This is a genomic window from Halosegnis longus, from assembly GCF_009663395.1.
GTDB classification, from domain to species: Archaea; Halobacteriota; Halobacteria; order Halobacteriales; family Haloarculaceae; genus Halosegnis; species Halosegnis longus.
This window is the reverse complement of record NZ_QKNW01000001.1, coordinates 33,145-49,170: the sequence shown is the minus strand read 5'-3', so window position 1 is coordinate 49,170 and position 16,026 is coordinate 33,145. Positions and strand designations below refer to the sequence as shown.

14 protein-coding genes are annotated in these 16,026 nt (G+C 63.4%); 7 read left to right on the top strand and 7 right to left on the bottom strand.

Annotation, left to right across the window (positions count from 1 at the left end):
- Nucleotides 1-64: 64 nt before the first annotated feature.
- Nucleotides 65-703, bottom strand: coding sequence for a class I SAM-dependent methyltransferase (locus tag DM818_RS00230; RefSeq protein ID WP_123124045.1), 639 nt, complete (start codon nt 701-703; stop codon nt 65-67).
- A gap of 156 nt (nt 704-859) precedes the next feature.
- Here DM818_RS00230 and DM818_RS00225 point away from each other — a divergent pair, with 156 nt between their 5' ends.
- Together DM818_RS00225 and DM818_RS00220 are read left to right on the top strand one after the other, a co-directional pair.
- The gene (locus DM818_RS00225; protein WP_075936240.1) at nt 860-1,786 is read left to right on the top strand and encodes a sulfide-dependent adenosine diphosphate thiazole synthase; all 927 of its coding nucleotides are present in this window, start codon (nt 860-862) and stop codon (nt 1,784-1,786) included.
- A gap of 82 nt (nt 1,787-1,868) precedes the next feature.
- Nucleotides 1,869-2,207, top strand: a complete 339-nt coding sequence (locus DM818_RS00220; protein ID WP_143823763.1) for a hypothetical protein — start codon at nt 1,869-1,871, stop codon at nt 2,205-2,207.
- Between the two features lie 108 nt (nt 2,208-2,315).
- On the opposite strand, the gene DM818_RS00215 is transcribed toward DM818_RS00220, so the two are convergent.
- Together DM818_RS00215 and DM818_RS00210 are read right to left on the bottom strand one after the other, a co-directional pair.
- Nucleotides 2,316-3,281 (bottom strand): hypothetical protein, encoded by a 966-nt coding sequence (locus DM818_RS00215; protein WP_143823764.1) that lies wholly within the window; start codon nt 3,279-3,281, stop codon nt 2,316-2,318.
- A gap of 42 nt (nt 3,282-3,323) precedes the next feature.
- Nucleotides 3,324-5,234: a hypothetical protein gene (locus DM818_RS00210; protein ID WP_172977265.1), complete on the bottom strand. Its 1,911-nt coding sequence runs from the start codon at nt 5,232-5,234 to the stop codon at nt 3,324-3,326.
- Nucleotides 5,235-5,605: 371 nt separating this feature from the next.
- Here DM818_RS00210 and DM818_RS15420 point away from each other — a divergent pair, with 371 nt between their 5' ends.
- The 3 genes from DM818_RS15420 to DM818_RS00200 all read left to right on the top strand — a co-directional run bounded on the left by DM818_RS15420 (nt 5,606) and on the right by DM818_RS00200 (nt 8,274).
- Entirely contained in the window at nt 5,606-5,740 is a 135-nt protein-coding gene (locus tag DM818_RS15420) for a DUF7503 family protein (RefSeq protein WP_449272345.1), read from the top strand.
- Between the two features lie 148 nt (nt 5,741-5,888).
- The gene (locus DM818_RS00205) at nt 5,889-6,707 is read left to right on the top strand and encodes a transcriptional regulator TbsP domain-containing protein (RefSeq protein ID WP_153952184.1); all 819 of its coding nucleotides are present in this window, start codon (nt 5,889-5,891) and stop codon (nt 6,705-6,707) included.
- 619 nt (nt 6,708-7,326) lie between these two features.
- Entirely contained in the window at nt 7,327-8,274 is a 948-nt protein-coding gene (locus DM818_RS00200) for a mechanosensitive ion channel family protein (protein WP_153952183.1), read from the top strand.
- 9 nt (nt 8,275-8,283) lie between these two features.
- Here the strand turns inward: DM818_RS00200 and DM818_RS00195 are convergent, their stop codons facing one another.
- The 3 genes from DM818_RS00195 to DM818_RS00185 all read right to left on the bottom strand — a co-directional run bounded on the left by DM818_RS00195 (nt 8,284) and on the right by DM818_RS00185 (nt 11,877).
- Nucleotides 8,284-9,645: a restriction endonuclease gene (locus DM818_RS00195; RefSeq protein WP_075936246.1), complete on the bottom strand. Its 1,362-nt coding sequence runs from the start codon at nt 9,643-9,645 to the stop codon at nt 8,284-8,286.
- Nucleotides 9,646-9,710: 65 nt separating this feature from the next.
- On the bottom strand, nt 9,711-10,406 hold the full coding sequence (locus DM818_RS00190; RefSeq protein ID WP_075936247.1) for an amphi-Trp domain-containing protein: 696 nt from the start codon (nt 10,404-10,406) through the stop codon (nt 9,711-9,713).
- 151 nt (nt 10,407-10,557) lie between these two features.
- The gene (locus DM818_RS00185) at nt 10,558-11,877 is read right to left on the bottom strand and encodes an MFS transporter (RefSeq protein ID WP_075936248.1); all 1,320 of its coding nucleotides are present in this window, start codon (nt 11,875-11,877) and stop codon (nt 10,558-10,560) included.
- A gap of 180 nt (nt 11,878-12,057) precedes the next feature.
- On the opposite strand from DM818_RS00185, the gene DM818_RS00180 reads away from it, so the two are divergent.
- Entirely contained in the window at nt 12,058-12,825 is a 768-nt protein-coding gene (locus tag DM818_RS00180) for an SDR family NAD(P)-dependent oxidoreductase (protein ID WP_075936249.1), read from the top strand.
- Here the strand turns inward: DM818_RS00180 and DM818_RS00175 are convergent.
- The gene (locus DM818_RS00175; RefSeq protein ID WP_123124046.1) at nt 12,822-13,643 is read right to left on the bottom strand and encodes a succinylglutamate desuccinylase/aspartoacylase domain-containing protein; all 822 of its coding nucleotides are present in this window, start codon (nt 13,641-13,643) and stop codon (nt 12,822-12,824) included. The genes DM818_RS00180 and DM818_RS00175 overlap by 4 nt on opposite strands.
- A gap of 121 nt (nt 13,644-13,764) precedes the next feature.
- Here DM818_RS00175 and DM818_RS00170 point away from each other — a divergent pair, with 121 nt between their 5' ends.
- Nucleotides 13,765-15,975: an OB-fold nucleic acid binding domain-containing protein gene (locus DM818_RS00170; RefSeq protein ID WP_153952182.1), complete on the top strand. Its 2,211-nt coding sequence runs from the start codon at nt 13,765-13,767 to the stop codon at nt 15,973-15,975.
- Nucleotides 15,976-16,026 lie beyond the last annotated feature (51 nt).

Here is a 16,026-nt window from a genome sequence, read left to right as displayed (position 1 = left end):
ATTCTGTCGACTGCGTTCTCGCCGTGGCTTCCGTCCAACAGCACAACACACGATTGAGACTCGACTACGGTCCGCGACGCTTTCTGAGCCGCCCGCGAACGAACGGCCAAACAGGTGTCACTCCGAAGTCCAGCCGGTCGATTTCGACGACATCGAACGACCGTGATGCGGTCAGGTGCGAAACAGTTCGCCGGTTCAGATGACACCCGCCGGCGAGGCGTCGCCATATTGGCGTGGCGAGAGTCTGCACCCGGCCCCGCCAGCCGTCGGCGTGGACGTGCTCGAAGAACCTGAACTCCCCGCCGGGCTTCAGTACGCGCGACACTTCCGTTAGTGCAGTCTCAATGTCCGGAATCGTACAGAAGACCATCGAGGCGATCACGGTGTCGAACCGGTCGTCAGCGTACGGAAGCGACTCGGCACTCGCGTCACTGATGTCGATATCGAGGTTCAGCTCTGCTGCTTTCGCGAGGGCCTGCCGGCACATATGCGGATCCGGTTCGACAGCGTGGAGCCTCCGCTCTCCTCCGGTCGGGAGATAGGGAAACATCCCGCCGGTTCCGGCACCGAGATCGAGCACAGACTCGCCGAGCTCTTCGACGAGATACTCTCGGTGGGGACGCAGGACGGTCCGTTCAGCCACCGCCGTTGCAGGGTCGTATATCGCCGCAAAGAACCGATGTTCTGGGGTGTCGCTCACCATCTCACACACATTATAAACCTACACCACGGGGGCTATCTTGGCTGTTGTGGGGACGTATCTGCCTGAGGTCTCGCTTCCTCAACGGTGCAGCTGTTCTTAACTGGGACGCGACCACTCCCTGGGCTTTATTATTACTTAGCAATACTACCTAGTTGTATGTTCGACTTTGATGGGTTCGCGCCTGTCGACGAAGCGGAAGTGACCCGTGCAATCGCAGACGACTGGCACGACGAGTTCATGGACAGCACCGAAGCCGAGGTCATCATCGTCGGTGGCGGTCCATCGGGGCTGATGGCCGCGAAAGAGCTTGCCGACCGCGACGTCGACGTGACCGTCGTCGAGAAGAACAACTACCTCGGCGGCGGGTTCTGGCTCGGCGGCTTCCTGATGAACAAGGTGACGGTCCGGTCGCCGGCACAGACGATTCTCGGCGACCTCGGCGTCGAGTACGAGGCGACCGACGAGGCCGACGGGCTGTACGTCGCGAGCGGGCCGGAAGCGTGTTCGGGGCTCATCAAGGCCGCGTGTGATGCCGGTGCGCGCGTCCAGAACATGACCGAGTTCACCGACGTGGTGATTCGAGACGACCACCGTGTCGGCGGCATCGTGATGAACTGGACGCCGGTCCACGCGCTCCCGCGCGAGATCACGTGCGTCGACCCCATCGCCGTCGAGTCGGACCTGGTCATCGACGCGACCGGCCACGACGCGGTCGTCGTCTCGAAGCTCCACGAGCGAGACGTGATTACGGCCGACGGAATCGCACACGCCACCGAGCACTCGACCGGGATGGACCAGACCGACGACGAGAGCTACGGCGCACCCGGCCACGACTCCCCCGGCCACGATTCGATGTGGGTCGCCGAGAGCGAAGACGCCGTCGTCGAGCACACCGGGAAGGTCCACGACGGCCTGTTGGCATCCGGAATGGCAGCCGCAACGGTCCACGGACTCCCACGGATGGGACCGACCTTCGGCGCGATGTTGGTGTCCGGCAAGCGCGTCGCCCAGGCCGCCATGGACGAGTTGGGTGTCGACGCCGGCGCGGTCGAACTGTCGAGTCCGACACCTGCTGACGACTGAACGGCCCGGACGGCCGAGCGAACGCCCACCCGAGCGTCGGTTCCCGAGTACCGCTTTTGTACTCGGAATCCGTTGTGAACATGTGGCACCTCGTGGTGGGGACGACACTGGTCGGAGCTTCCGGATGCAACGGTATCACGAGCGCTGTGCACGCCGCAGTTCGATGGAGCCGCTCGCGGAAACACGCGTCGGCGACACGCCGGCGGTGTTGGTCACGGCGTTACAGCAGGTCGATGCGGCCGAGTCGTGGACCGTGTATCGGGACCGCGACGCCGAGCGGCGCTTCGTGGCAATCGGTCCCACCGGCTCGATGACGCTCCGCCGGGAACAACACAACTGGGTCGTCGCGGACACCGCCGGACAGATCGAGTGTCCCTCACCGTCGCGGGCGGCGACGTTCGTCCGGTCGGTGCGGTGGTAGGGCAACGACACACCTGCTGTAGTTATCCTCGTGACCCGGAACAGTCTCGGTCGGACCGTGTGTAGGCTCCACGCGCGAGCAGCCACAGGTGTCGCTTGCCCCGGCGAACTAGCTGCGGTCGCCGACCATCCGTAGAAGCGTGAGGTAGCGCGCGTCGTCCAAGTCGGGATGGATGCGTCCGGCAAGCACCCCCTCTTCGGCCGCACGCTCCCCAACAGTCGCCCGGAGGGCAGTTCGAAGCCGATTGAATTCGTCTAGCGTGAACTGTTCTCCACCGACGACGTACCCGACCCAGGCCTCCGTCTCCACGGACGTGCGGGCGAGCGGTAGCAGCGACTCGCGGAGCGTCGACGCGGTCGTGGTCTCGGAGCTCAGTCGTGCGAGTGAGGGAATCGCCAGCCCGCCGGTGTCCCAGCGCGAGGCGACGCGCGGATACCGGGTCCCGATCGCGCTAGAGATGGTCGGCAGCTCGACGGCGTCCGTCACGAACTCGCGAACGAGCCGCGCAACAAGTTCGCTAGCGGGTGTCGCCGCGGTGCCGAGGGGACCACCACGAACGACAGTCTCGTCAAACAGGAGCGTCGCGTTTGCGGCGGCCGCGAGACGCTGTAGTGTCCCGTCCTCGTGCTCCCCGTCGGTTGCCGCAAAGACGAGGACCGGCGTCTCCTCCGCGTTCCTCGCGAGGGTAACGGCTGTCGCCACTGCAGTTGCGTCCGTGAGCGATAGCGCGAGCAGACAGATGTCGGCGTCGGTGGCGTCTACAGCAAGCTGGTCGTGACAGCCATCGCACTCCCCGTTACGGACAGCGTCGTGACCAACCCACTCGTCGGCGCGGACTGGAGGCATCGCTTCTCGGTCTCCAACGCAGATATTTCTGGTAAGTTCTTGGAGCGGTAGCTGCGGGGGGCTGTCGTAGCTCCGGTCGGCTAGTCCGCCCGCAACGCGTTGACACCCCCACGAGCCACAGCCGATGTAACAGAAGCGAGGCAAACCGAACTCGCCGGCGTCGGCAGAGGAAGACGCATCGGGGTGCTGTCGTGCACTGTCGAGGGCCGTCGCGACGATGTCTTTCATACGAGTCGCTGTGAGTACGCCGACTTCAACTTTCGTCCATGCTCAGGTCTCCCACAACGTCTCGAGCAACTGGTCGCTCCACGTCCACTCACCGTCGTACCGTACAGGGCTCTCATCGGCTTCAAGAAAGGATTTGAGAACGTCATCGGATATTTCTTGACGAAGGAAACTGCCACCGACGAGGGACATTCGATCCTCTGCGTCGAGTGGGTAGCCAATCATCGAACCGATACCAACGTGAAGTGATGGATAGCTTGCCCCTCGAATGCGCCAGCCAACCGAACTCTCTGTGAGGTCAACAGCGTATAGTCCGCCTCCGTCCGGATGTGTTAGCCAGAGACTATCCATCCCCACGCAAATATACTGGCTACCGACGACACTCTGCTCGCGAGCGATCCACAGCGCATTTCGTAGGGAGAATCCGATACTGAGGAGATTCGCCGTCATCACACCGACCTGTTGTGCAGACTGCTCGTTTACGTCGCTCAATGTAACGACACCCCCGATTGCACCGGCTTCAATGAGTTCCCGCCCTGGCAGATACGACGAACACGCATTAAGAAAGAATGCGCGCGTTCCAACAGAATCCACTGTTGCAGGCGAGAGCACACCGTCTGGACAGTGCAGACCCGAAGTCGACGCGTGGCCAACGAAGTGGAATAAATCAGAAGGCTCTGTGAGCCGCTTTGCAAGCTGTTCGGTCGTCAAATTTCGATACGCATCGACCCGGAGACGAACGTTCTCGCGAGCGCCGTAGATATCTTCGGCGCTTTCAATCTCCTCGGTCATCTCGCTGTCGTTACACACGAGGGTAACAGTGATCTCAGAATCATCAGGCTGGTCAGCCTCGTGATACCGCTGGATGCCGGCAGCGAGTAGATGATTTGCACCGAACGGAATACTCTCACCAACCCACAGGGCCTCACGCTCTGGCGGCGTCGGAATATCGACGAAAGGAATTTGTTGGTCAAATGTCGACTGCCCAGACCCCGATCGCATCAGGACATCGTTACTCTCGCGAAACCGTTGTAAGGCAAGTCTTCGGGCATCGTCACCACGCACCTGCTCTGGTTCGATTGCTTCAATCGGTGTAAGTTGATCCAAAAAATGCGGCAGGTACTCTACAGACTGGCCTTGAGGTGGTACATATCCGCGCGCATGCCACGTCGGTACTACGTCCTCGATTTCTGTATACTCGATATCAAGGTACGTCGCCGTACGGTTCGCAAATGAGGTAGAATAGATGGTCTTCCAGTCGATATCGAGAGTAGAGTCTACCTGCACCCGTTCTTCAAGGATTGTCGGATAGAGGCCTTCTGTCCGTGTCAAACAATCAAGCAAGACACACTGCTTCAGCAACTGTGCGCATCGGTCAGAGAATGTGTCGGGGGGAAGTTCCCAAGTGCCGTGACCGTCAACATGGATTGCGGGGTCGCCCTCAGTTAGTGTTGCATCGAGATAGTACGCAAGTGGGGCGACAGCATAGAGGTTTGAGTATGTGTATGGGTGGGAGATAGTGACTGGTGAAGTTGAACCCTCGATGGCCGACGGGATCGAGAGCTGTTCGCCAACCTCAACCGCCGGAGGATGGTTCCGGAGGGTCGGAAACGATCGCTCTGGTGATCGCGTCTCCAACCCCGCTGAGAGGTGCGAGATTGTAGATGCAATGTCAGATGGATTCTCAGTCGTGGTGATTGTTGTTGTAGGATGACGGCGATAGGTTCGGACACCGATTGTGACATCTGAAAGGTGCTTGGTCTCAATTTCGACAGTATCAGTGGTGACAGTCACTGAGAATGGACCTTCTACACGGATGTATGTCTTAACAGGAGTGTGGAGGTCGACTAGCCACGATCCTGCTTGGTATGAGACAGTATCATCGTATGTAAGTTCGTCAGTAATTTCGCCGTTTGAATTCCGGATATAAGTCATTGCAGGGGTATCAATCACCATCGAACTTGCGTAAATACGGACTGTCTCTGAGATTGGTACACCGAGTGAGCCATCAGTTTGCGACGGACGTAGGATTTGATCCGTCTGAATTGTGTATTGCTCGCCAGTGACGGGGTCGGCTATCTGGAGTCTTTGTGAGTTTGCCCGAATAGAGATTCCAGCCTCGCCCGTCATATAATCGCGTTAATCACAGGACGGGACGTTGATGAGAAATTTATCTGATTCATAATACGCATATTTCCATTAGGAACGTGTTATATCTTGACGATAGTAATACTGCGTCCGGACTTAATTTCAGTGAGAAATACATATATTTATTTGAATTGTAGACACGACGTATAATACGCAGGCGACTTGACGTGCTGCTGTTGATGAAAGACACCATTCGCACCCACCTCAAGAATAGCCCACGACTAACAGCGGTACTCCTGACGACGCTACTGGTGTTGTCGCAGATAACTGGTTCCGTTGCCGCAATGGGCGGTATAACCGTTTCAGGTCCCTGATTCTGGAACTTTGTGTTGCTAATCTGTTTGGCTATTTGATTATCTGGGGTTTATCTCAGGTAGCTCTGGACAGTATTCGATGTCTACCGGTAGGCTGGATGTTCAATTTCTGGACAACGCATAATAGTATTGAGCGATAGTTTGAGCCATGACAAACGCCGAAGTAATTACTCGCGAGGAAAGCCTCCAGCAGGCAATCGAGACGACGAACGCCGAAGTCACGGTCGTCGCGCCGAACTTCGAAACGCTCCAGGCGCTCGGTCGGCTCAACGATCCGGATTGGGGAGACCACGTGCGGATTCTCACGACGCCACAGCCACTGAAGCGGTTGCGGCATGAATTCACGACGGCGACGCGTATCGCCGAAATTTCGTCCCGCAACGACGTAACCATCCGGACTATCGAGGACCAAGATGGGACGCTCCAGCCGCTCGTGCTCACCGAGTCACAGGTGACGACGGTTCTGTTGTCGGGGATGGAATCCGTCCCGACGCTGCGAACGTCGGCGGTGCCGGTGTTGGAGAACGTCCGCGAGACCGTCGCGTCGCTGTGGAAGTCGGCCCAGACGGCCGATATCAGTACCCCGCCGTACTCGCGGGTGATGAAAACCGTCGGCGAGAACTTCGACGAGAGCTTCGAGACGGACGTCCAGACGATGTTGAGCACCGCGATGGGGAGCCGTGCGATGTCCGACGGGCTCGACGAAGTCCACGCGTTCCTCCTCCTCGCGGCGCGCAACCGAGCGCAGTACCGAGAGCTGACGAAGTGGGCAGAGCGGATCCAGATCGGAAGCCCCGCGCGGTTTTCGACTCGGAAGAAGGAACTCGAGAACGCCGGACTACTCACGACCGAGAAGATCGAACGCGAGACCGTCGGTCGCCCGCGTCAACGGCTACTGTTGACCGATCAAGACCTCCAAGATGCGCCGTTGAACGAGTTGGTCGCGACCGCGCAGGCCGTTCTCTGAGTAGCCGGTTTCCCCGTCGGCTTTCTCCCGGGAATGGACACGGAACAACAGCCTCGTGACCTGCTGCTTTTGCCAGTTGCCTGTCTGGCGGCGCAGAACCACGTCCGGAGGTTCACCTCCGTCGGCGTCACTCCAGCTTCTCTGGGTGCGCCGCTTCGAAGTGGTCGACCATCACCGCCGTCTGTTCCGGCTTCGGAACTGCCTCGTCGGGAGTCCACCCACACACCTGACACTGCATGGCTGAACCGTACTGATTCCAAATGAATAATTGTGTGGGATGAATCCGACGGCCTCGTCACGACTGGAGGACGGCCTTCGCAAGCCGTCTATCGGCCACCCAGGCGTGAATCGCTGCGTGGTCGCCGCGCCGTTGGACCCCCGTCCTGACTGTCGGCGGCGGCGTGGGTCCACTCACTGGTGCCGTCGCGCTGAATCGGTCGTTTCTCGTACTCTGGACATCTGCTACTCTACCGACCCGGTGGTCGCGAGCGTAGTCACAGCGTCTCCCGGACGTGCGACGATTCGTCGCGATGGCGAACGCTGTGGGGAAGCACTCGACTGGCCTCAATCGCGACCCGCGGATGGACACCTTTCTGGCCGTGGGGCGAGGTCCGACAGTATGGGTCGAACTGGCTATCTCGCACTGGTGGGGGCTGGAGCGCTGTACGCCGGCCGGCGGTTGGTGGACCGCGTCGGCATCGGGACACGCGTTCTCGATACTGGCTTGGAGCCGGTACTACTCACGGGGCTCTCGATGGCGGCCGTGCTGTTCGCGTTGCTTGCCGGCTACGACATCTTCGGAAGCTACCTGCTTGCACGGACGGAGAGCAAGCGCCGTCGCCACGACGTTCGGAACCTGCTCCGACTGGTGTTCGGCGGGCTCGCCCTCATCACGGGCTTCGGTATCATCACCCGCGAGTGGGTGAGCGTCCTGTTTTCGCTGGGCGTCCTCGGCTTCGCAATCACCTTCGCGCTCCAGCAGCCGCTGTTTTCGCTCATCGGCTGGCTGTACATCATCGTGAAGCGACCGTACCGGGTCGGCGACCGCATCGCGATCGAGGAGATGCGCGGCGATGTCGTTTCTATCGATTTCTTCGTCACGGAGGTGTGGGAGATCGGCGGCGACCTCGTCTCGACGAATCAACCCTCCGGACGCATCGTCACTGTCCCGAACAGTACCGTCCTGTCCGCCCGCGTCGTGAACTTCTACGGCGAGGGGGTCCAGTCGGTCTGGAACGAGCTCTCGGTGCAGGTGGCCTACGAGACGGACGTGGCGTTCGCCTCGGAGTTGATGGTCGAGACGGCGACGGAGCAGCTCGGCGAGGAGATGGCCCAACAGGTAGCGGAGTACCGCGAGCGGTTACACGAAACCCCGGTCGAACTCGACGTGAACGACAAGCCGACCGTCAATATCGTCCAACAGGAGTCGTGGGTCGAGCTTCGACTGCGCTACATCGTCCACCCGCGTCGCGGGACCCGTGCGAAGAATGCCCTCTACGAGACGATCTTAGCGCGATTCAACGACCATCCCGAGCGCGTGAAGTTCCCGGTGAGCCGGAATCGGTAAACGTCCACCTCACACCACGCCCGCCTGCACCAGCAGTAGCGCGAGCACGCCGACGAGTCCGACGACCGCTCCAATCGCCGCGGGCACGTTCTCCTGTGCCTTCTCGTGGACGGCCATCGCGTCGTACTCGGCTGCAAACGCGTCCCGGTTCGCCTCGCTGTAGAAGTACTTCGTTCGGAAGGCAAACCGGTCGGTCACGGCACAGCCAGTACAGACGGGGTCCTGTTCCAGCCGCTCCGTCTTGATGTGCGACTCGCAGTTGATGCTCCCGCAGTTCGCACAGAACGTGAACGTCGCCGCGTCCGTGTCGCCACACTGGACGCACTCGTGGATGCCATCCTCGTGGGTGACGCGAGAGGGGCCGGCGGCGTAGTATCCGTACGGGTACGAGTGGGCGTGAATCTCCGTCGTCTGGCGAACGTCGGGGAGATACACCGGCTCGATCGACCGGACCGAAATATCCGACTGGTTCGGCACGCACTCCCTCTCGTAATCGACGTTGTTGTCACCGGTATACGAGACCGTCGTCGTGTGGTGTTGCCGGAGGCGGTCGACGGCCCACTCCTTGTACTCGGTTTCCGTCTGACCGAAGCGGTGCACCTCGTGGTCGTCGAACTCGTCCGCGAGGTCGAGTTCGTCCAGCGCGACGGTCTGTCTGCGGTTCTCCGAGACGAGCGTCGCGACTGCGCTGTCGAGTATCTGCGGTCGCGTGCGACCGGCCCGGACGACGAACTGTGTCCGTTCGTTGATGCGGTGGATGACGCCGACGGAGGTCTCGAAGACGGCATCAACGGTCGCCGTAATCAGGACGACCGGCTCGAAGGTGGCGTGTGTCGTCGGCGCCGGGAGCGTCGCCCCGTCGAGGTTCTCGATGTCGCGAAACGCCTCTCGCACGGGCGCACCGATGCCGCCGGTCGGGTCGGTCGGCCGGAGCGTCTCGTCACACAGGATTTCGATTCGACCGTTGTACAGGTCGAGTCCGACCTCCTCGGCGATAGACCGGAGCCGCTTCCCGTCAATGAGCTCGATCGGATACGGGTCGTCGTTGTCCCGGAGCCGCTGTGTGTACTCCGTCGCCGGACCGGTAAACGTCCCGGTCGTGACGACGATACCCCGCTTGGGGCCGTCGAAGTCGTAGGTCGCAATCGCCGAGTGGAGCTTCTGGACCACCGGCCGGCCGACAGTCCCGGTGTGTTTGCACTCGACGACCACCCCCCGGGTCGTGCCGTTCACCTGTTCGTCCATCAGGATATCCCGCCCCTCGTCGGCGGTTTTCGCTGCCTGTCGGACGTTCGTGTAGCCGAGGTTCCGGAACACGTCCTCCATCACGTCCTCGAACTCGAAGCCGGAGAGCTCATCCAGAATCGGCATGGCTGTTACAGTACCCTACAGCGGGCGTGGCTTAGCCCTTCCCGTGGTGGAGACGCCGTCGGTGGTCACTCCAGCGGCCACGCGTCGGCTGCCTCCTCACCGATTGGCGCGTCCGGCGAGTTCACCATGACACTGCGGAGACCCTTCACGGCGTTGTGCTTGCGGGTGTACCCCTGACCGCCGGTCGCGATGATGTTGCCGTTGCGATGGCGAAGTCGCCAGCGCCACGTGCTGTCGCGCGCCCGGTACACTTCGAACTGCGCGAGCGAGCGTGACTCGTCCGCGGCCCCGATGAGCGAGTCCATGTCGCCGGACTCCTCACTCGTCGACGCTGCACTGTCTGTCTCTGTACCCGGTGTCTGCTCGCCTATCGTCGCTTCCGCGTCGTCCGGGTCCTCTGCGGCTTGCTCGGATTCGGACTCGGATTCGCCTGCTCTCCCGCTGTCCGCCTCTTCGTTCGTCGGGTCGGTCCCGTCGGCCTCGGTCCGCGGTGACGGTTCAGAAGCCGCCGCCTCGACGGCGGACACGGAGCCCGCCTCGGCCGGCCACTCGAGTTCCAGCTCTAGTTCGACCGCGTCGTCCTCGACTTCCAGTTCGATTTCGAGCGTGAGTTCCTCCGGGGTGGTGACGGCCACGGCGTCGGCCGTGTCACCTAGTCGAATCGCTCCCGTCCGGAGTCCGTCCGCGACCCCGGTGAGAAGGGCGGCAATCTCGTCGCGACTCCCCGTCAGTTCGTGTTCGTACTCGGTCGACTGTGTCATACGAACACCCGAGCAGGCGTCGCGATAAGCCTTCGCCACGACGAACCTGGAGCAATCTGTCTTTCTCGATAGCGTCGGCCGTGAGTCACACGAAGGCTCGCTCGCTGCGTAACACTCGCTCCCTCTTTCTCCTCCCTCTTGCCACCGGCACTCACCGCCGCAGCAAGACCGCGACCGGAATCAACACCAGTGCCCCGGCGATGAACGGGGACCAGTAGACGAGCACGTACGCTACCGACGCGAGCGGGGGACCGATCGTTCGACCGAGACTCCCGGCACCCTGTGTGACACCGAACGCTGCACCCTGTGTCCCCTCGGATGCCCCCTCCGAAACGAGGGCTGCGAGTCCGACCGTGATGGCACCGTTGCCGAACGAGGCGAGGGCCCCGAACACGAGCAACACTGCGAGCCCGCCCGTGAGCCAGTCGGGCGCGCCGGCGACGAGTGGCGCGGTGCCTGCAAGCGGTGAGACGCCGAGCAGGACGAGCGCACAGAACAACGCCGCGACGCCGACCCGCACTACTCGTCGAACCCCGAGGCGTCGCGAGAGCCATCCGATGAGCACACCCTGATTGATGATGCCGAGGACGCCCAGATACGCGAGAAAGAGGGCGGCCGTCGTGGCGTCGTAGCCGAAGAAATCCGCGAGCAGCGGAACGAACATCACGGTCATGCCGGCGAACGCGAGGGAGGTGAGAAAGAACGCGACGACGAGCGGGCGGAGCGTCTGGTCGGCAAGCGCCGTCCGGAACTGCGTGACGAACGTCGTGTGCCGGCCGCCGGTCCGCACGCGCTCCGGTTCCTCTAGCACGACGGCCGTCGCGGCGAGCGCGAGAAACGAGAAGCCGGCCGCGGCGAAACTCGGCAGCGAGAACTGCGTCACCGGGACGAACCCTGGGAGCACGCTCCGCGCGGTTGTGACGACGGCGTCGCTCGCGAGCAGGCCACCGACGGCCGGCCCGAACACGAATCCGAGTCCGAATGCCGCACCGACGAGTCCGAGTGCACCAGTGCGCTCTTCGGGCCGCGTGACATCGGCGATATACGCCTGCGCCGTTGCGATGTTCCCCCCTGCGGCCCCGGCTATCAGTCGCGCGCCGAAGAGCACGCCCAGTCCGACTGTCGTCCCGACCGTCGTCCCGATTTCCGATGCGAATCCGAAGAGAATCCAGGCGACGCCCGCCACTCCGACCGAGAGCATGAGAACCGGTCGGCGGCCCCGCTCGTCTGAGATGCGCCCCAAGACCGGCGCAGCGACGAACTGGGCGAAGGAGTACGACGCCGCGAGCAGGCCGATGAACACGTCGCTGACGCCGAACGAGCGGACGTAAAACGGGAGCACGGGGATGATGATGCCGAACCCGAGCAGGTCGATGAAGACGATTGCGACGACCACCGCCACCCGTCGCCGGGCCGACGGAGATGGGACTGGCTCCGCTTGCCCACTCGCCGCGGCCTGAGATGACGCCACTAGGGACGACGGTTGTCCTCTCGCGGTATAGCGGTACCGTCTGCTCGGTCAGGCGAGCAGTTCGCTCGCGAGGACGACGACGAAATCATCACGGTCTGAGCCGTCGGACGAGCGACCGTTCGCCGCTCGCTGAACAGCCACGGAGATACGTTTTTGTTCACAGCCGGTGGGTCACCGCTCGTGCTAGAGAATATCACGGCCTTCGTCACCGGCGCGAGCGGCGGCATCGGGAGAGAGATCGCACACACCTTCGCGGACCACGGCGCGTCCGTCGCGTGTGCGGCCAGGAGTGACGGCATCTACGAGACGGCCGACGCCCTCGGCGAGCAGGGACTCGCCGTCGAGACGGACGTAACCGACGAGGAGAGCATCGAGGCGGCGGTCGCCGAGACGGTCGAGACGTTCGGCGGACTCGACTGTCTCGTCAACAACGCGGGCGTCGCCGGTCCGACACAGCCGTTCGACCGGCTCTCGCCCGAGGACATCCAGGAGACCGTGGCGGTCAACACGACCGGCGCGGCGATGTGTGCGAAACACGCGAGCGACCACCTCCGCGCGAGCGGACAGGCCAGCGTCATCAACATCGGTTCCATCGGCGGGAAACAGCCGTATCCGAACCGGCTTCCCTACGCGATATCGAAGATGGGGCTGGTCGGCGTGACGCGCACCCTGTCGCGCGAACTCGGCCGCGACGACGTGACCGTCAACACGGTGTTGCCCGGGCCAGTCGAGGGGGACCGCATCGAGGACGTCATCGCGAAACAGGAGCGGCTCGCGGACGTAGCGGACGCGGAGCCGTTCCGTATCGGTCCCGACGACTTCGCGCTTCCCGACTACACCGCAAGCAAAGCGGAGGTGGCAGCACAGGTCGCCTTCCTCGCCGGGCCGAACGCGCGACGCATCACGGGCCAGGAAATCGGCGTCGACGGCGGCGCGACCTGGTACTAGCGTTCGGGCGTCGGCTCCGGGCCGGGAATCGCCTGTTCGTCGAGTCGGCCGACGAGGTCGCCGGTGTAGCCGAACTCCGTCTCGTAGCCGTACGGCGAGAGCAGGATGGGATAGAAGGGTCGGTCGGCGACGAACAGCTCGTCGTCGGCCCGGGCGTACGTCTCGCCTTCCGCGACGCGCTCGAAGTTGGTCACGAACGTCTCGTACTCCCTCGCGGGCGGCTTCGGGAGCATGCGCTCCATCCGGAAGACGGGAACGTCGTCGCGCGGCTCCTGTGGCGGTTCGATTGCCCCGACCGCACCCAGGAACTGCCGAGTGAGGTCGTAGGCGTTCTCGGCGGCGCGTTCGCTTCCCTGTAATCCACACTCCACCTCGATAACGTCCTGTGACTCGATGAGTCGGCCCTCGGAGAAGTTCACCGTCTCGATGAGCGCCTCGACGGTGAGATACGGGACGACCGAGGCGGCAAGCGGGTCGAGTTCGTCGACGAGCGCGAAGGGCGCGGCGTACGACTGCGTGGAGTGCATCGAGAAGATAGTGGAGTCGCGCAGCTCCTGTGTGAGTTCGTGCGCGAGCCGTCCCTCGTGTGTGTCGGCGTCGGGGTCGCCCGGGAACGCGCGATTCAGGTCCTCGTCGACGTAGCGGACGTTCTCGGCGAGCGCGCGCTCGTTCGCGATGACGAACTTGACGGGTCTGTCGAGCGTTGGCGACTCGGCGAGCAGCCGCTCGACGGCACGTGCACCACACGGTTCGTCGCCGTGAATCGAGCCGACGACTGCGATTTCTGGCGTTCCCTCACCCAGTTGCTCGACGCGCATCTACCCGGAGGTTCGCGACGGGGGCATATGAGAGCCCCGGATGCGGTGGACCTGCGGGCCAGGAGCCGAGAAACGCGCGGATTCCGACAACAGTTTTACCCCCCGACCACACTACCCGATAATGGGAACCTGTATTGTCTGCGGCACGTCGACTGACGGGCCGATCTGTGACACCCACCAAGAGGACGTACTGTTCGATTTCCGCGGCGATAGCGCGAACCAACTCACCGAGGGCCGTTTCTACCGCGGTGTCGTCGACGGCTACGCCGACTTCGGCGTCTTCGTCGACCTCTCGCCCCGCGTGACCGGGCTACTCCACCGCTCGAAGCTCGACAAGCGGCTCGAATCTCTCGACTGGGAGCCGGGCGACGCCGTCTGCGTGCAGGTGACGAACGTGCGCGACAACGGCGACGTCGACCTCGGCTGGTCCATCCGCCAGACCGACCGCGAGTTCCGCGGCACGCTCGTCGACGAGCCGGAGGGCGACCGCCTTAAGAACGAGGACGACGAGGAGGAGGCTGATTCGGGAAACGCGAGTGAGGCAACCGAGCCGGCGGAGACGCACCAGGAGTCGCGCGTCGCCACCGACGCGGACGCGGAGGTTGCCGCTGACCCCGATGACGTGAGCGAGACGCCAGACGCAGCGGACGAAGCCGAACCGGAGCCAGAACCGGAAACAGAACCAGAATCGGAGCCGGTAGCCGAACCCGCCGACGCCGAATCCGATTCGGAGCCCGTCACCGCCGACGCGGAGACCGACGAGGCGACGGAGCCGGCAGAGCCGGCGGAGCCGAACGACGGCGGTGCCGTGCAGGTCGAAGCAACGACCGAAGCCGACCAGGAATCCGACGACGAGTACGCCCGCGTCGCCGTCGACGCGCTGCGTGAACACGTCGGCGCCGACGTGCGACTCGAAGGCGAGGTCGTCTCCGTGCGCCAGACCTCCGGCCCGACGGTGTTCGAACTCGGTGACGAGTCGGGCGTCGTTGACTGTGCGGCCTTCGTCGAGGCCGGCGTCCGCGCCTACCCGGATATCGAGACGGGCGACATCGTCCGACTCGACGGCGAGGTGCGCGTCCGCCGCGACGAACTCCAGGTCGAGACCGAAGGACTCGTCGAACTCGAGGGCGAGGAGAAGGCGACGGTCGAATCGCGCATGCAGGAGGCGCTCGACGCCGAGGCCTCTCCCGACGCGTTCGAACCGCTCGCAGACGACGAGACCGTCGTCGCCGCGACGGACGACATCGAGTCGGTCGCGACCGCGATTCGCCGCGCCGTCTTCGCGTCGCGCCCGGTCGTCGTGCGCCACGCGGCCACGACGGACGGCTACGTGGCCGGAGCGGCAATCGAGCGCGCCGTCCTGCCGCTCGTGCGCGAGGAGCACGCCAGCTCCGACGCCGCCTACCACTACTTCGACCGCCGCCCGCTCGAAGAGGGCAGCTACGGGATGGCCGACGCGACGAAAGACACCAGCCGCATGCTGGACAACAAGGAGCGCCACGACGAGAAGCTCCCGCTGTTCGTCTTCGCCGCCGCCGGCTCCACCGAGGACTCACTCGACGGGCTGGAGATGCTCGACATCTACGGCGTCGAGTCGGTCGTCGTCGACTCGCTCGCGACCGCCGACCGGGCGGACGAACTCGCGACTGCGACCGCGACGGTCACCGACCGGACCGCCGGCACCGTCGCGGCGAACGTCGCCGCCGCCGTCAACGACGACGTGCGCGCTGACCTGGGTCACCTGCCCGCCGTGACGTTCTGGGAGGAGACGCCGGAGGCGTACGCCGACCTCGCTGCCGAGGCCGGCATCGACGCCGAGGCCGCCCGCCAGCTCCGCGAGGCAATCGCGCTGGAGGCGTTCTACCAGAGCTACGAGGACAAGCGCGAACTCATCATCGACCTGCTGTTCGACCAGGAGGTCGGACTCGCGGCGAACGTCTCCGAGCAGTTCACGGAGAAGCTCGACGCCGAGTTGACGACCGCAGAGGAGAACATCGAGACGCGAACCGTCGGCGACACCGAGGTGTCCGTCCTCGACATGGAGGCGTACACCCACCGGTACGACTTCCCGCCGAAGTTCCTCCTGCTCGATACGCTCCACCGCCGCCACCGCGACGACACGCCGGTTGTCGTCGGCTACGGGAAAGACGAACTGTACGTCCGCACCACCGAGGACATTGACCTGACCGAGGTCGCCGAGGAGGCCGCCGAGACCGTCGGCGACGCCGGCATCGACGTGACGGCGCTGCGCGTCGGCAAGCTCTCGTTCCTCTCGGGTCGCCGCGAGGACAGCGTCGACGCGGTGCTCGACGCGGTCGTCGACCAGCTGTAGTCGTCGTCGCGGTCTGACTTTCGCTTTTCGCGCCCCGCTCTGCTCGCAGAA

What these genes read in the sequence shown, in the direction of transcription:
- DM818_RS15420 (WP_449272345.1), top strand. Translation starts at nt 5,606, where the DNA reads ATGAAAGACACCATTCGCACCCACCTCAAGAATAGCCCACGACTAACA.
- DM818_RS00175 (WP_123124046.1), bottom strand. Translation starts at nt 13,643, where the DNA reads ATGCGCGTCGAGCAACTGGGTGAGGGAACGCCAGAAATCGCAGTCGTC.
- DM818_RS00200 (WP_153952183.1), top strand. Translation starts at nt 7,327, where the DNA reads ATGGGTCGAACTGGCTATCTCGCACTGGTGGGGGCTGGAGCGCTGTAC.
- DM818_RS00215 (WP_143823764.1), bottom strand. Translation starts at nt 3,281, where the DNA reads ATGAAAGACATCGTCGCGACGGCCCTCGACAGTGCACGACAGCACCCC.
- DM818_RS00190 (WP_075936247.1), bottom strand. Translation starts at nt 10,406, where the DNA reads ATGACACAGTCGACCGAGTACGAACACGAACTGACGGGGAGTCGCGAC.
- DM818_RS00195 (WP_075936246.1), bottom strand. Translation starts at nt 9,645, where the DNA reads ATGCCGATTCTGGATGAGCTCTCCGGCTTCGAGTTCGAGGACGTGATG.
- DM818_RS00230 (WP_123124045.1), bottom strand. Translation starts at nt 703, where the DNA reads ATGGTGAGCGACACCCCAGAACATCGGTTCTTTGCGGCGATATACGAC.
- DM818_RS00205 (WP_153952184.1), top strand. Translation starts at nt 5,889, where the DNA reads ATGACAAACGCCGAAGTAATTACTCGCGAGGAAAGCCTCCAGCAGGCA.
- DM818_RS00210 (WP_172977265.1), bottom strand. Translation starts at nt 5,234, where the DNA reads ATGGTGATTGATACCCCTGCAATGACTTATATCCGGAATTCAAACGGC.
- DM818_RS00170 (WP_153952182.1), top strand. Translation starts at nt 13,765, where the DNA reads ATGGGAACCTGTATTGTCTGCGGCACGTCGACTGACGGGCCGATCTGT.
- DM818_RS00225 (WP_075936240.1), top strand. Translation starts at nt 860, where the DNA reads ATGTTCGACTTTGATGGGTTCGCGCCTGTCGACGAAGCGGAAGTGACC.